This window comes from Cobetia sp. QF-1 (assembly GCF_002213105.1).
Classification (GTDB): Bacteria; Pseudomonadota; Gammaproteobacteria; order Pseudomonadales; family Halomonadaceae; genus Cobetia; species Cobetia crustatorum.
In genome coordinates, this window is the sequence record NZ_NBVS01000014.1 from 27,960 (window position 1) to 41,773 (window position 13,814).

Here is a 13,814-nt window from a genome sequence, read left to right on the forward strand (position 1 = left end):
AGTGATGTGAAGATGGATCAGGCGTCATCCTGTAGTCGACAAGAAAAAAGAGGCAGCCACCGTGATGGTGGCTGCCTCCTGGCATGGTCTTATTTGACCGCGCGCACCTTGTCGTAAATGTCTTTCAGGCCCATCTCGGCAATCACTGCCTTGAGCGGTTCAGCGACAATTTCCTGCATACGCTCACGATCAATCCCGTGCAGCTTGGCACCTTGCTTCTCAAGCTCGGCCAGTGCTGCCGCATCCTGTTCCAGCTGCACCTTGCGTGCATAGCCGGCGGCCTCTTTGGCAGATTCCATCAGGATTTTCTGCTGATCAGTATCCAGGTTGTCCCAAGACATCTTGGACATGGTCAGCAGGCGTACGGTGATGTCGTGCTCGGACAGTGCGATGTTGGGCGCGACTTCATGGAAGCGCATGCGCAGCGTCCATTCCGGCTCGTTGAGCAGGCCATCAATCGCGCCTAGCTGGATGGCGGTATAGATTTCCTTCCAGGCCACCACGCTCGGTTCGACCCCCAAGGCCTGCCAGGCAACGATCAACGGCTTGGTTGGGTTGGTGCGCAACTTGAGCCCCTTGAGGTCATCGAGTGTCTTGACCTCACGAGAGCTGACGATATGACGTTTGCCGCCACCGAAGTAGGCCAGCACTTTCACGCCGGTTTCATCGCTGATCTTCTGCGCAATTTCGTCACCCACTTCGCCATCCAGTACTGCCTGCCAGTGCGCGACATCGCGATACAGGAAGGGAATGGTGAAGACGTTGGCAGTGGGCGAAAAGTCAGTGATCAGGCCTGGGCTCACGATAGACATGTCCAGCGCACCGGCCATCTGCTGTTCGAACATCTCGGTTTCATGACCCAGCACCGAGTTGCCCATGATGGTCATGGTGATATCGCCGTCGGTCTTCTCGCTGAGAAGGTCGCGCAGTCGCTCGGCACCCAGCTGATAGGCAGTGTCTTCGGTACCGGCATGGCCGAAGCGGAGTTCCGTAGCCTGTGCGCTGGCGGAGAAGCCTAACGTTGCTGTCAGCAGGGTGCCGACGGTTGCGCTCAATGCGATACCGCGACCCAGGCGCTGTGTAAAGTTGCGCGCTAGCCTGGAGGACGGGCGAAGGTTCTGACGAGCAGAGCGAGTGTTCGGGATGTTATTTGGATTGATCCAATTATGAGTCATGACGTTTCCTTGGCTTTGTTTGTTGTTGTGCCTTTCGTATTGCTGGGTGCTACTGGTCTTGAGTGGCGTTACAGAGGACTAGCGACTGCTAAGTGCTTCACCGGCAGCGGTGGCTGCCGGCTCATGCTCATGTGCGAGGTGTTGTACGACTCCGCACTTGTGCTCCAGAATTCTGAGCACCGTCGATTGATCACTGACTGCCGCAAGACTGACGTATCTTCAGCTCTGGCGGCATGATGACCTTTTCTCGTTTACCGTTGGGGTTGGCGATCCTTCTCAATGCCAGTCGTGCCGCCTGCTCCCCAATGGCGTAGGGGTGGGTCGCGATACTGGTCAACGGTGGATCGCCCAGCTCCGCCTCTTCGACATCATCGGTGCCAATCACGGCGCAATCCTTGCCCGGCTCCAATCCCAGATGCCTGAGGCCGAGCATGGCGCCGAACGCGACCAGGTCGTTATGGCAGACGACGGCGGTCGGACGCGGGCTTTCCTGCATCAGCTCTTGAATCAACTCGTAGCCGACGCGCCGTGTGACACCGTTGCCACGTACCAACCGCCGATAGGGCAGGCCGTGTGCATCCAGCGCGGCTTGATAGCCCAGCCAGCGATCATGACTGACCGAGTGGTCCGCGCCGCCAATGAAGGCGATGCGCTGATGCCCCAGGCCAGCAAGATGATTGACTGCCATTTCTGCGACTTGCCGGAAATCGGTACCTGCATAGTCGAAGGGAGGGGCATCCAGATAGCGCATCACCTGGATACACGGCATGCCCCATTCGGCCAGCTGATGAACCAGCCCCGGATCAGTATGTTCGGCAGGGCATAGTAGTAACCCATCAACATGGTGCTCACGCATACGTTCGATAAAGCGCTGCTGGCGCTCAGGTGAATCCTCACTGTTGGCGAGAAAGGAAACATAGCCTTCTTGATTGAGTGCAGCATCGATACCGGCCACCATCGAGCCGAAGAACGGATTGGCGATATCGTAGACCACGACGCCTAGTGTCGATGTCAGGGCGCCACGCATGGCTGCCGCGCCGCGGTTGTAGACATAGCCGAGACTCTTGATCGAGGCTTGTACCTTCTTGCGGGTACGTTCTGCTACCAGTGGGCTAGCGCGTAGTACCAGTGACACTGTGCTGCGTGAGACATTGGCGTGTGCTGCGATGTCTTGCAGCGTGATGCTGCCTGAGGCCTTTGCGGACGGCGCCTGGCTAGCGGCATCGGAATGGCTGTCGCCATCATCGATGGGCTTTGAAGTCACGAGCTCTGTCATGGCGTCTGTCCTGAACGTTGTGCTGAGGTTGCTCTATGCGGCAACAACTTGGATTGATCTAAATTCGTCTTTCCAGCATAGAGCAATCCCGGTTTTCACCAAGACTCACTTTGGTCTCACTAGCACTGGTCTCACTAGCACTGGTCTCACTAACGCTGGCCTCACGGCGGCTTGGTGTTAGTCGTTTACCGATCTCAGCCTTTGCGCGTCCAATGGGGCTCATTGACAGCGCTCAGCGGTGGCTCACCCTCAAGCGCCAGCAGGGTATTATCCAGTGCGCGTTGTGCCATGGCGCGTCGAGTGTCGTGAGTCGCTGAGCCGATATGGGGCAGGGCGACGACCTGAGGCAGACGCGTGAGTGGCGAGCTGCTCGAGAGTGGTTCCTGCTCAAAGACATCCAGGCCAGCGCCACGTATCCCCCCGCGTTGCAGGCAGTCGATCAGCGCGGCTTCGTCAATGACTGGCCCGCGGGCAATGTTGATCAGAATGGCGTGCGGCGACATCTTCTCAAGCTCGCGTTTGCCGATCAGATGTCGCGTTTCACTGCTGAGCGGTACCGTGACACATACGAAGTCGGAGCTTGCCAGCAGGTCATCGAGCTCGACACGTCGTGCGCCCAGCTCGGCCTCCAGCGCTGGTTTGGGTGAGGCCATGGCGTACTGGACTTGCATGCCGAAGCCCAGTGCGCCGCGTCGAGCAATGGCGGCGCCGATTCTGCCCATGCCGATCATGCCCAGCGTCTTGCCATGCACATCCGTGCCGAAATATTGCTCGTCGATGCTCTGTGTCCACTTGCCGTCGCGCACCAGATTGGAAAGCTCAACGGCACGTCGCGCACTGGCCATGATCAACAGGAAGCCGACGTCGGCGGTGGTCTCGGTCAGCACATCCGGGGTATTGCACAGCAGAATGCCCCGCGCATTGAGTGCCTCGAGCGGGTAGTTGTCGTAGCCTACCGAAACGCTGGCGATCACCCGTAATTGTGGCGCAGCATCGAGCAGGGCCTCGGTCATCTTGACCTTGGATACAATCAGGGCATGCGCATTGCTCAGCTCATGCATCAGCGTGGTATTGAAGGTGTCGGGCGAGGTTTTGGCGAGTGATGCATCGAGGACAACCACGTCATGATGTTCCCGCAGCGCCGCCATCTGGTCATCGCTCAGCACCTCGAGAACGATGATCTTGCTGCGCGCTGAAACCGACGGGGCAGACACGTCATCAGAGCGACTGGCGCCGTTGATGGCATAGAGAGGGGCGTGCATGTTGCGCTCCTTGAGACTGCTGGCTTTGGGGGATCGCTGACGACACAAATGAAGCGTGAAGACGTCTGCGCGATCTCACGAGATGAGGCCATTCAAACAATGATCTCTTCAGAAAACGATCCCTTCAGGAAGCGACGCCATCTACTGACGTGAGCTTTCGCTCGAGCTCGTCGAGTGTCGCACGATCCGGCAGGCCTTCCATGTCACCGCGCACTTGTACGGCGCGACTGCCCAGCAGGTTGGCGCGCAGCATGGCGTCACGGGGTGAAAGCCCATCGAGCAGCGCGCTCACGATGCCGACGGCAAAGGCATCACCGGCACCGACGGTATCAATCACCTTGGTGACGGGCTGACCGGGCACGCTGAAGGCCGCTTCCTGGCCGCCGATGACGCCACGATAATAGCTGCCTTGTGGGCCGAGCTTGATGATCACGGCCTTGGCACCTCGTTCAAGGTAATAACCGGCAATCGCCTCCGGAGTTTTCTGACCGGTCAGCAGCTGCCCTTCTGACAGTCCGGGTAACACCCAGTCAGCACGACTGGCCAGCTGATTGAGAGTGTCACGCATCTCATGTTCACTGGCCCACAGTGTCGGGCGAAGATTGGGATCAAACGAGATGCTGGCGCCGTGCTGGCGGGCCTGCTCGAACAGGCGGAAGGACAGTTCGCGGCAGCTCGATGAGATGGCGGGAGGAATGCCGGTTGCATGCAGGTGGCGCAAGGCGCTGAAATCGACGCTGTCGGCATCACGGGCATCCATGCAGCTAGCGGCACTGCCTTGGCGAAAATATTCGACATGTGGGTCTTCGCCCTCTGCCGCACGCGCCTTGAACATCAGGCCGGTCGGTGCATGCGCATCATCGGTAAGATGGCGGCAATCGAGGCCTTCGGTTTCAAGCGTCTGGCGGAGATAGCAGCCCAAGCTGTCGTGGCCCACACGGCTTAACCAACCAACGTGGAAACCCAGTCGGGCCAGGCCGATGGCAACATTGGTGTCGGCGCCGGCAATACGTCGCTCGTAGTGTGAGACCTGAGCGAGGTCTCCCTCACTTTCCGCGACCAGCAGGGCCATGGCCTCGCCAAAGGTCAGTATCTCAAGCGGACGTGAAGACGTCGCTTGGGAGGAGTGAGAAGAGGAGTGAGAAGAGGTGTGCGTCGATGACGCAGAAGGGTGATCAGACATCATGGCGTGTCCTTGTTATTGATCTTGTCTTGTATCCATTGTCACTGATGTCACGACGGCGTTGGCAGTGGGCGCCGTCGTGACGTTGATGCCTTTCTCCCGAGCGCCATGCCGCGGACTCGAGAGAGGCAAGGGCGAGCGTCAGCCGTTAGCGCTTGCCGTCCATCAGGCGCGGCAGGGCTTCAGGGTTGGCGTCGCGCAATGTCGGGCTCAGCAGTGCCTCCGGCAGGTCCTGGTAGCAGACCGGACGCAGGAAGCGTTCGATGGCGGCACTACCCACGGAAGTCGTGCGGCTATCGGAGGTGGCGGGCCACGGGCCACCATGCACCATGGCCTGACAGACTTCGACACCAGTGGGCCAGCCATTGGCCAGGATACGGCCAGCGCGACGCTCGAGTACTGGCAGCAGCTGACGCACCGCATCGTGATCAGCGTCATCCATGTGTACGGTGGCGGTCAACTGACCTTCCAGGTGCTCACAGACGGCACGCATTTCCGCAATGTCGCGGCATGCAATGATCAGTGCACTGGCGCCAAAGACTTCTTCCTGCAGAGCGGGTTCGCTCAGGAAATCGCTGGCCGAGGTACGGAACAGTGCCGTCTGACACGGGCTGGCATTATCTGAATCCAGCGCACCACGCGCGACTTCCTTAACTTGCGGCAGACTTGAAAGCTGCTCGACACCCTTGCGATAGGCGTCATGAATGCCGGGTGTCAGCATGGTTTGGCAGCCACTTGCAGCGACGCTGTCGGCGGCAGTCGCGATGAAGCGTTCCAGTGCCTCACCTTCCAGTGCCAATACCAGGCCCGGGTTGGTGCAGAACTGGCCTGCGCCCATGTTCAGCGAGCCGATGAAGGCCTGTCCCAGTGATTCGGCGCGTGCTTCAAGTACGGCCGGCATCAGCAGTACCGGATTGATGCTGCTCATCTCGGCATAGACCGGAATGGGCTGCGGACGGTTCTGGGCGGTCTTCAGGAGTGCAGTGCCGCCACTGCGTGAGCCGGTGAAACCGACGGCCTGGATACGCGAGTCAGTGATCAGTGCCTGACCGAGAATTCTGCCGCTGCCGTAGAGCAGAGAGAATACGCCTTCCGGCAGGTTGCAGCGTTTGACAGCACGCTGGATAGCGCCTCCGACCAGCTCGGACGTACCCGGATGGGCAGAGTGTGCCTTGACGATTACCGGGCAGCCAGCGGCGAGGGCAGAGGCGGTATCTCCGCCTGCCACCGAGAAGGCCAGCGGGAAGTTGCTGGCACCGAAGACGGCGACCGGACCTAGCGCGATACGACGCTGGCGCAGGTCGGAACGCGGCATCGGACTGCGTTCCGGCAGGGCGGGATCAATGCGGACATCCAGCCACTCGCCAGCACGTACGACACCGGCAAACAGACGTAGCTGCCCACAGGTACGGCCACGTTCGCCTTCAAGACGCGCGCGCGGCAGACCGGTTTCCTGCAGGGCGCGTTCGGTGATCTGTTCACCGATGGCCTCGATTTCCTCGGCGATGGTCTCAAGGAAGGTGGCGCGTGATTCTGGGTCTGTCTCGCGGAAGCTATCGAAGGCGTCATGTGCAAGTTTACAGGCCAGTTCGACTTCTTCTGCACCGCCGGAGGGATAGCCCGGCTCAAGCGTCTCGCCATTGGCAGGATTGATGGCATGCAGCGGCTTGCCAGTGGCGAGCAGGCTGCGCTGGCCGATGAGCTGATGTCCGTGCAATGGCGATTGGTCTGAAAGTGACATATGAAATATCTCTTCTCTGTTGACTGAACAGGGGCGAAACAGCCCCGACACAAACGATGGCCGCTAGGGCTTGGCATGTGTCGAGGCGGTGGCGCCCCTGGCTTGCGAGAGCCTCTGACCCATTTGCGGTCTTGGTTCGCAAATGATGCTGTCTCATGCGTGACGCTGGTTTACGGACACATCTGGCCGCCATTGATATCAATCACCTGACCAGTGATGTAGCCACTGGTGGCATGCGATGCGAGGAACAGGAAGGTGGGAGCGCATTCTTCCGAGGTACCGAAGCGGCCCATCGGGATGCTGCCAGCAATCTTCGCGCGCAGTTCTTCGCTCTTGTCGGCATGGAAGACGGTGTCGATGGTGCCCGGGGAGACGATGTTGAAGCGCACATTGTCCTTGGTGAACTCCTTCACCCAGTTGCGATGCAGGTTGTGCAACATGGCCTTGGTGCCGCCATAAAGAGAGGCACCCAGGCCGCCACCTTCACGACCCGCGATGGAACCGGTGCTGATGACGCTGGCAGTGGTGCCGGATGTTGCAGCAGATGCCTTGAGGTGCGGCATCGCGTACTTGGTCGTCATGATTGCTGAGCGCAGGTTGAGGTCCATCACCAGATCAAAGGCTGCATCGTCGAGGCTCTCAAGGCCGGCACGAATGCCCAGGCCGCCGGCGTTGTTGACCAGCACATCCATGCCACCGAATGCCTTGGTGAAATCTTCAATGAGTGCGGCACAGCCTTCGCTGGTAGAGAGGTCGCGTGCGAAGTATTCAAAGCGTGCACCGGTGGCTTCCATCTGAGCGATGGCATCCTGTGCAGCCTCATCCTTCTGACGGCTGTTGATGCCGACCAGCGCGCCTTGGCGAGCAAATGCGACGGCAGCTGCTAGACCGATGCCTTTGGTGGAACCGGTAATCAGAACCTTTTTCTGCTGGAGATCGGTGAACATGGCAATTTCCTGAGTGATCAGTGTGTTGTTGTGTGGCCGGTATTAGTAAGCAAGTACTGCGGGCAATTGCTTTAAATGAGCCACTTGGAGAAGTAGGGGAGGAGGGAGGTATTGGCGAATATTGATACCTTCCGACCGACAGGAGTCACCTTAGCTCACTCTTTTGTGATCGACAAACAAATAATAACAACTGGTGGGCGTGGTCTTCTCTACGTCAACGAAAGGGGATGCCAAAATGTGGTTGTGGTATCAGTTGAGATACACGTTAGTCGTATATCGAGGCAGAGGTGAGCGCATCGGCTGATACGGGTGTGACGAAATTGTTTGTTGTTTCGATATATTTGTTTATTTTCAATAGTTTAATCTTGTTTTTCTGAGTGGTTTTTCACCGAATGGAAAGGAGTGTTACGGCCATAGGATAAGGGTATCGCGATGAAGAGTCAGCTAACCTAGGGGAAGCACTACGGCATTCTCCTTCGAAACCTGTATTGAGGGTAGTCGTCACGATCATTTTTGGATTGGTCTAAAGTTCAAGTTGTCATAACTTGTAAAATCATCGTATCCCGCTGACACTCATCTCAGTGCCAAGGCAGTGACTGCAACATCGTATCCGCTGCCAAATCGCTCGAGCGCCATTAGATAAGCAGAGTACGCAGTATCTCTGATGGAACCCTGCTCGCAGCTCAAGTGAAGATCGCAACATCCAATGCCTCACTGACAACAGCTCACCAACGCCCCCATAACAAGATAAAGAGAGAGTCCAAGCCATGCGTAAACTGTCACATGTCCTCTGTGCTTCAGTCCTCACCCTATCCGCCTCCGTCGCCATGGCAGCGGATTATCCCTACAAGCCGATTACCCTGATTGTGCCTTGGTCCTCTGGTGGTGGCACCGACTCGGTGGGTCGTCAGCTGGCGGCTGGCCTGCAGGAAGAGCTGGGGCAACCGGTCAATGTCGTCAACAAGACTGGCGGTTCGGGTGTTGTCGGTCACATGACCATGAAGATGGCGCGTCCTGACGGGTATACCCTCGGGCTGGGGACAGCAGAAATCGCCACGTATCAGCATATCGGCACTGCACAGCTGTCTTATGAAGATTTCACGCCGATCGCACTGCTCAATCTGGATTACGCTGCGTTCACCGTGAAGGCTGATTCCGAGTGGGAGACGCTGGATGACGCACTAAAAGCTCTCAAGGCTAATCCCAGCGATTACACCGTGTCTGGCTCTGCGCCGGGTGCTGCCTATCACCTGTCCTTCGCGGGCTTCCTTGATCAGCAGGGCATTAATCCGAATGACGTGACGTTGGTGCCAAGTGAGGGCGCCGCGCCGGGTCTACAGGAACTGGCCGCCGGTGGCGTCGACATGGTGTTCTCCTCCATGCCGGAATCCGAATCCATGCGTGCCTCGGGCCGGGTCAAGACACTGGCAGTGCTGGCCAACGATCGTCTGGACTCCTTCCCGGATGTCCCGTCCGCGAAAGAGTTGACGGGTTCTGAGTGGAACCAGGGGTCCTGGCGTGGACTGGTAGGCCCGAAGGGAATGCCAGAAGAAGTGACTGAGCGCCTTGAAGAAGCGACTGAGAAAGTCTGGAACTCCGAGCAATTCCAGACCTTCATGTCCAGCCGTGGCTTTGGCACTGTCTGGGAAGATGCGGAAGGCTTTGAAGCCTTCATGAAAGACCAGGATGAAAAGAATGCGGTCACCATCGAAAAGCTGGGCCTGGCCAATTGATCGTCCGGCCAATGATGACCTGCTTGTTTTTACTTCTGATGTTTTCATGAGAAACCGCACATGCGTACCAATGACAAGGTGACGGGTGTGGTGACGGCAGCCTTTGGGGCTGCCGTCATATATGCCTCTCTCGATCTGAAAAATCTTCCCCGCCAAGACTATGGTGCTGGCACCTTTCCAACGGTGATTGGCGGCTTGTTGGTGCTATTCGGTGCCATCCTGCTATTGCGCGGCCTCGGCAATCGCGAGGAGTGGCTTGCGTGGCAGCATCCTGTCCCTTTGATGCACTTCATTCTGACATTGGCTGCCATCTGCGCTTCTGTCGTAGCCTACGTCTATCTGACGCCGGTGGTGGGATTCCCCATCGTGTCCTTTGTTCTGCTCTCTCTACTGCTTTATACCTTCCATTACCGGCGCTGGTTGCCGTCGATGGGTATGGCTCTGACAGCGACCGCCATTATCTGGGGCGTATTTGGTCAGTTACTACATGTGCCGCTTGAGCTGGGGCTGCTGGAAAAGGTGATCTACTCATGAGTGATCTACTACAAGCCGCCTCGATGGTCTTCACCTGGGAGGTGTGCCTCATCATTCTGGCCGCTTCACTGTTTGGACTGTTCATGGGCGCCATTCCGGGTCTGACGGCGACCATGGCAACTGCGCTGTTGGTACCGGTGACCTTCTTCATGGATCCGCTGCCGGCAATTGCCGCTATCGTGTCTGCAACGGCGATGGCCATTGTGGCGGGTGATATCCCCGGTGCTTTACTGCGTATTCCCGGGACACCCGCCTCGGCGGTATATACCGAAGAAGCCTTTGCGATGGGCAAACAAGGCAAGATTGGTTTGGCGCTGGGTCTCAATGTGACCTGCTCGATGATCGGTGGCGTCATTGGCGTACTGATTCTGGCCTTCTGTGCACCGATGATTGCCGAGTTTGCGATCCAGTTCACCAGTGATGAGTACTTCTGGTTGGCGTTGCTGGGGCTTTCTTGCGCCATTCTGGTATCCGGCGCTGACCCGCTCAAAGGCGGCATCTCGATGCTGGCTGGCCTTGTCATTGCCATGGTCGGCATGGACAGTGTGTCCGGTCAGATGCGCTTCACGTTTGGTAACTACGATTTGCTGGCGGGTATCTCGATCTTGCCGGTGTTGATTGGCCTGTTCGCCATTTCCGAGCTGATTCGTCGCATGCCGGAAACACGTAATCGTGCACCGTTGTCACCACCAATCATCAAGAATCCCTTTGAAGGTGTGGGCAGCGCGCTGTGGAAGTACAAGGGAGGTGTGTTGCGCGGTGGTGCACTAGGCACCGTGATTGGCGCCTTGCCTGGCGCAGGCGCTGACATTGCTTCGTGGATTAGCTATGCCGTCAGTCGCAAGCTGTCCAAGACGCCGGAAAAGTTCGGTACTGGACACCCGGAAGGGCTAGTGTCTGCCAGTGCGGCCAATAACGCGTCTCTCTCGGGTGCTTATATCCCGGCACTGGTCTTTGGTATACCGGGCGATACGGTGACTGCCATCATCATTGGCGTATTGATGACCAAGGGCATTACACCAGGGCCAGATGTCTTTGTGACTCAGGGCCCGCTGGTGAATGCCATCTTCATGGTCTTCATCTTGGCCAATCTATTGTTGTTGCCGCTAGGTTTCATGGCCATCCGTGGCGCGCGTCATATCCTGTCGATTCCGACGGGCATCCTGTTCCCGCTGATTCTGATGTTCTGCATCGTCGGTGCTTTCGCGGCCAACAATGCCATGTTCGATATCTGGATCATGCTGGGTATTGGTGTGATGGGCTTCTTCATGGCCGAGAATGATTTCCCGGTGGGGCCGATGATCTTGGCGGTAATCTTGGGGCCGATCGTTGAGAGCAACTTCATGCGCTCGATCCTCAAGTCCAATGGCGACCTGACGGCCTTTGTCGATCGTCCGATCGCGATGGTACTGGCCATTGCCGCCGTCGCTGTCTGGTCCATGATCATCGTCAACGGTGTGCGTGCCGGTCGCAAGGTGCCGGCTACTGCGAAATGATATGAACGTCCGTGACAGAGGCGTTTAGTGGGGCGGGGCTTTCCGCGCAAGCGCTTGCCCCGTATCCTTCCCCCTAGATGTCGGATTTCCGGCAGGCCCATGTGAAGGATGATCAATAGAGATGAGTGAGGTAGCCAAGCATTCGCTGGCCTCGGTGGTCTACGAGAAAATTCTCGCAGCCATCATCAGTGGCGATTACCCCGTCAACAAGAAGCTCCCCACCGAAGCACGTCTTTGTGAGTGCTACGAAGTGTCGCGGCCTGTGTTGCGAGACGCCTTGGCCCGCTTGCGTGAAGACAACTTGGTCGTCTCTCGGCGTGGGTCTGGCAGCTTCGTGGTCAATCGGCCGGATAGTGCGGTGCTTGAATTCGCGCGGATCTCGAGCATTGCCGACATCCAGCGCTGCTTTGAGTTTCGCACCAATGTGGAGGCGAGTGCAGCAGGGCTTGCGGCGCTACGTCGAACGGCAGAGCAACTTGACCTGATTCGTGATCGTTACGAGGCGATCAATCAAGCCAATCTGAATCACGCACGTGCCTCTGAAGAAGACTTCGAGTTTCATCTCGCGATTACCGAAGCTGCCAGCAATCACTACTATGCAACGGTATTGCGCTCGCTGAATCAGAGCATCAAGGAGGGCATGAATCTGACGCGTGGCTTGTCGTTGCGCGCCTCGGAAGAGCGCCTGCGCATCGTGCAGGACGAGCATCTTGCGATCATTGCTGCGATTGCCGACAAGGATGCAGTACGTGCGGAAAGTACGATGCGCGCGCACCTGGAAGGCGCCAGACGCCGGATGTTCGAGGGTGTTCAAACGTAGATATCGCTGAAAAGTCAGACGTTCTGGTTTGGCCGGTGCTGTCGTGGGGAACACCTGGCGGCAGCATCAGGTCGTATTACGCACTGTCTGTCGGCTTTCCCTGAGCCGCCATCTCTTCTCCTTCTCCTTCTCCTTATATCCCGACCCCTATCCTTGTCCGGGCCGCCCCTGGAGCTTTCCTTCTCGCCAACGTTGAGCGACACGCTCAGCATGCGTCAGGTCGCGACAGTAGGTCAGTGTCGTGGCGCGCTTGCGAATGCCTGCTCGGCGCAGCTTGAGAATCATGGCCGTGGTGACTCCGCTCAGAATCAGGGCGATTCCCTTGCGTTGCAGGTTGTCGATCAATGACTGAAGCGCAACGATGGCTGTCCCATCCATGCTGGGAACCGCTGACATGTCGATGATCACGGTCGATATTCTGTCATCCACTCGCTGAAGCGAGACAAGGGCCTTCTCCGCCACGCCAAAGAAGAGTGGGCCAGTGATGGCGTAGATGGCGATGTCATCAGGCAAAGCCTCTCGTGACAGATCGTGGCTGGACGATAACTGTCGTGTGTCAGTGATCTGCATCATGCGCCGGATGAACAGTACCGCTGCAAGCCCGATACCCACGGCGACGGCCAGTACCATGTTGAAGAGTACGGTCAAACCGAAGCAGACCAGCAGAATTGCCACATCCCCCGCCGGTGCCGAGCGCAGAATGTGCACGACATGTCTGGCCTCGCTCATGTTCCAGGCGACGATGAACAACAGCGCGGCAAGAGTGGCCATGGGCACCATTCCCAGAAGCCCTGCAAGGGCGATCACGGCCAGCAGCACAACCCCTGCATGAACGACGGCTGCCACGGGTGAACGCGCACCGCTGCGGATGTTGGTAGCTGTTCGTGCAATCGCGGCAGTGGCCGTGATTCCCCCAAACAGAGGGGCGACGATGTTGCCCAGCCCCTGTCCGATCAGCTCGGCATTCGGATCATGACGTGTCTTGGTCAGTCCATCCGAGACGACAGCACACAGCAGCGACTCAATGGCTCCCAGCATGGCGATGGCAATCGCGGGCCCCATCAGCGCCTGAATCAGCGCGAAGTTCAGCACTAGGGGAGCGCCATCAGCTCCGGGGAGGTTCCAGGGGGCCATCATGCTCGGTGCAATCGGAGGAATTCCCGTGCCGCTTGTGCCATGGGCCTCCCAGCTGAACCGGGATGCAATGGTCTCGACGGCCATGCCTGCAGTGGCATCTCCCAGCCAATGATTGAGCCCATAGGCGGCAATGGCCCCGCTCATCAGCCCGACCAAGGGCGCCGGGACGAGAAAGCGTAGATGAGGACAAAGACGCGGCCATGCCAGCATCACTATCAGGCTGAAGACGCCGATGCCCAGTTCACTCATGCGAGTGCTCGGCAGGGCACTGAATATCCTTCCCATGTTGTCGAGGAAGTGCTCACCGAGCTTTCCGATGCTGAGCCCGAGAAAGTCGGGTATCTGCAAGACCGCGATTACCGTCGCGATGCCCGCCGTGAATCCCAGCACGACCGGATAGGGCACTAGGTTCTGTACGAAAAGTCGGCTCGTAGACAGCGGCGTATGCAAGCTACGCATACCATCGCATAAAAGCTACGGGCCAACTTCTCATATCGCGTCGCAATACGA

11 protein-coding genes and 1 pseudogene are annotated in these 13,814 nt (G+C 58.0%); 4 read left to right on the forward strand and 8 right to left on the reverse strand.

Translation table 11 applies throughout. From position 1 onward, the window contains the following. Positions 1–89: 89 nt before the first annotated feature. The 6 genes from CFN46_RS16935 to CFN46_RS16965 form a co-directional block, all read right to left on the reverse strand. Positions 90–1,175: a TRAP transporter substrate-binding protein gene (locus CFN46_RS16935; protein WP_088744217.1), complete on the reverse strand. Its 1,086-nt coding sequence runs from the start codon at positions 1,173–1,175 to the stop codon at positions 90–92. A gap of 190 nt (positions 1,176–1,365) precedes the next feature. Continuing rightward, entirely contained in the window at positions 1,366–2,451 is a 1,086-nt protein-coding gene (locus tag CFN46_RS16940; protein ID WP_088744218.1) for a LacI family DNA-binding transcriptional regulator, read from the reverse strand. Positions 2,452–2,645: 194 nt separating this feature from the next. Next, positions 2,646–3,713 (reverse strand): D-glycerate dehydrogenase, encoded by a 1,068-nt coding sequence (locus CFN46_RS16950; protein ID WP_088744220.1) that lies wholly within the window; start codon positions 3,711–3,713, stop codon positions 2,646–2,648. Positions 3,714–3,837: 124 nt separating this feature from the next. Next, positions 3,838–4,896: a sugar kinase gene (locus CFN46_RS16955; protein WP_088744230.1), complete on the reverse strand. Its 1,059-nt coding sequence runs from the start codon at positions 4,894–4,896 to the stop codon at positions 3,838–3,840. A 148-nt stretch (positions 4,897–5,044) separates the two neighbouring features. Further along, the gene (locus tag CFN46_RS16960; RefSeq protein WP_088744221.1) at positions 5,045–6,637 is read right to left on the reverse strand and encodes an aldehyde dehydrogenase (NADP(+)); all 1,593 of its coding nucleotides are present in this window, start codon (positions 6,635–6,637) and stop codon (positions 5,045–5,047) included. Between the two features lie 170 nt (positions 6,638–6,807). Beyond that, positions 6,808–7,584 carry an SDR family NAD(P)-dependent oxidoreductase gene (locus CFN46_RS16965; protein ID WP_024952635.1) on the reverse strand — a complete coding sequence of 259 codons (777 nt, stop codon included), beginning with the start codon at positions 7,582–7,584 and terminating at the stop codon, positions 6,808–6,810. Positions 7,585–8,351: 767 nt separating this feature from the next. Between CFN46_RS16965 and CFN46_RS16970 the strand changes: the two genes are divergently transcribed. From CFN46_RS16970 to CFN46_RS16985, 4 genes are all read left to right on the forward strand, one after another. Next, complete coding sequence (locus CFN46_RS16970; RefSeq protein ID WP_088744222.1) at positions 8,352–9,317, forward strand: tripartite tricarboxylate transporter substrate binding protein; 966 nt, start codon at positions 8,352–8,354, stop codon at positions 9,315–9,317. Between the two features lie 60 nt (positions 9,318–9,377). Further along, positions 9,378–9,851, forward strand: a complete 474-nt coding sequence (locus CFN46_RS16975) for a tripartite tricarboxylate transporter TctB family protein (protein WP_088744223.1) — start codon at positions 9,378–9,380, stop codon at positions 9,849–9,851. Then, a complete protein-coding gene (locus tag CFN46_RS16980) occupies positions 9,848–11,347 on the forward strand; it encodes a tripartite tricarboxylate transporter permease (RefSeq protein WP_024952638.1) in 1,500 nt (499 codons plus the stop codon). The genes CFN46_RS16975 and CFN46_RS16980 overlap by 4 nt, the downstream gene beginning before the upstream one ends. A gap of 121 nt (positions 11,348–11,468) precedes the next feature. Beyond that, a complete protein-coding gene (locus CFN46_RS16985) occupies positions 11,469–12,167 on the forward strand; it encodes a FadR/GntR family transcriptional regulator (protein WP_088744224.1) in 699 nt (232 codons plus the stop codon). A 147-nt stretch (positions 12,168–12,314) separates the two neighbouring features. Here CFN46_RS16985 and CFN46_RS16990 read toward each other — a convergent pair whose 3' ends face one another. Further along, a complete protein-coding gene (locus CFN46_RS16990; RefSeq protein ID WP_254918530.1) occupies positions 12,315–13,754 on the reverse strand; it encodes a SulP family inorganic anion transporter in 1,440 nt (479 codons plus the stop codon). Next, positions 13,709–13,814, reverse strand: a pseudogene (locus CFN46_RS17780) (IS5/IS1182 family transposase); the annotation flags it as partial. The gene CFN46_RS16990 and the pseudogene CFN46_RS17780, both read right to left, overlap by 46 nt.

Coding starts and splice junctions, on each gene's coding strand:
- CFN46_RS16935 (WP_088744217.1), bottom strand. CDS start 1,175: ATGACTCATAATTGGATCAATCCAAATAACATCCCGAACACTCGCTCT.
- CFN46_RS16940 (WP_088744218.1), bottom strand. CDS start 2,451: ATGACAGAGCTCGTGACTTCAAAGCCCATCGATGATGGCGACAGCCAT.
- CFN46_RS16950 (WP_088744220.1), bottom strand. CDS start 3,713: ATGCACGCCCCTCTCTATGCCATCAACGGCGCCAGTCGCTCTGATGAC.
- CFN46_RS16955 (WP_088744230.1), bottom strand. CDS start 4,896: ATGTCTGATCACCCTTCTGCGTCATCGACGCACACCTCTTCTCACTCC.
- CFN46_RS16960 (WP_088744221.1), bottom strand. CDS start 6,637: ATGTCACTTTCAGACCAATCGCCATTGCACGGACATCAGCTCATCGGC.
- CFN46_RS16965 (WP_024952635.1), bottom strand. CDS start 7,584: ATGTTCACCGATCTCCAGCAGAAAAAGGTTCTGATTACCGGTTCCACC.
- CFN46_RS16970 (WP_088744222.1), top strand. CDS start 8,352: ATGCGTAAACTGTCACATGTCCTCTGTGCTTCAGTCCTCACCCTATCC.
- CFN46_RS16975 (WP_088744223.1), top strand. CDS start 9,378: ATGCGTACCAATGACAAGGTGACGGGTGTGGTGACGGCAGCCTTTGGG.
- CFN46_RS16980 (WP_024952638.1), top strand. CDS start 9,848: ATGAGTGATCTACTACAAGCCGCCTCGATGGTCTTCACCTGGGAGGTG.
- CFN46_RS16985 (WP_088744224.1), top strand. CDS start 11,469: ATGAGTGAGGTAGCCAAGCATTCGCTGGCCTCGGTGGTCTACGAGAAA.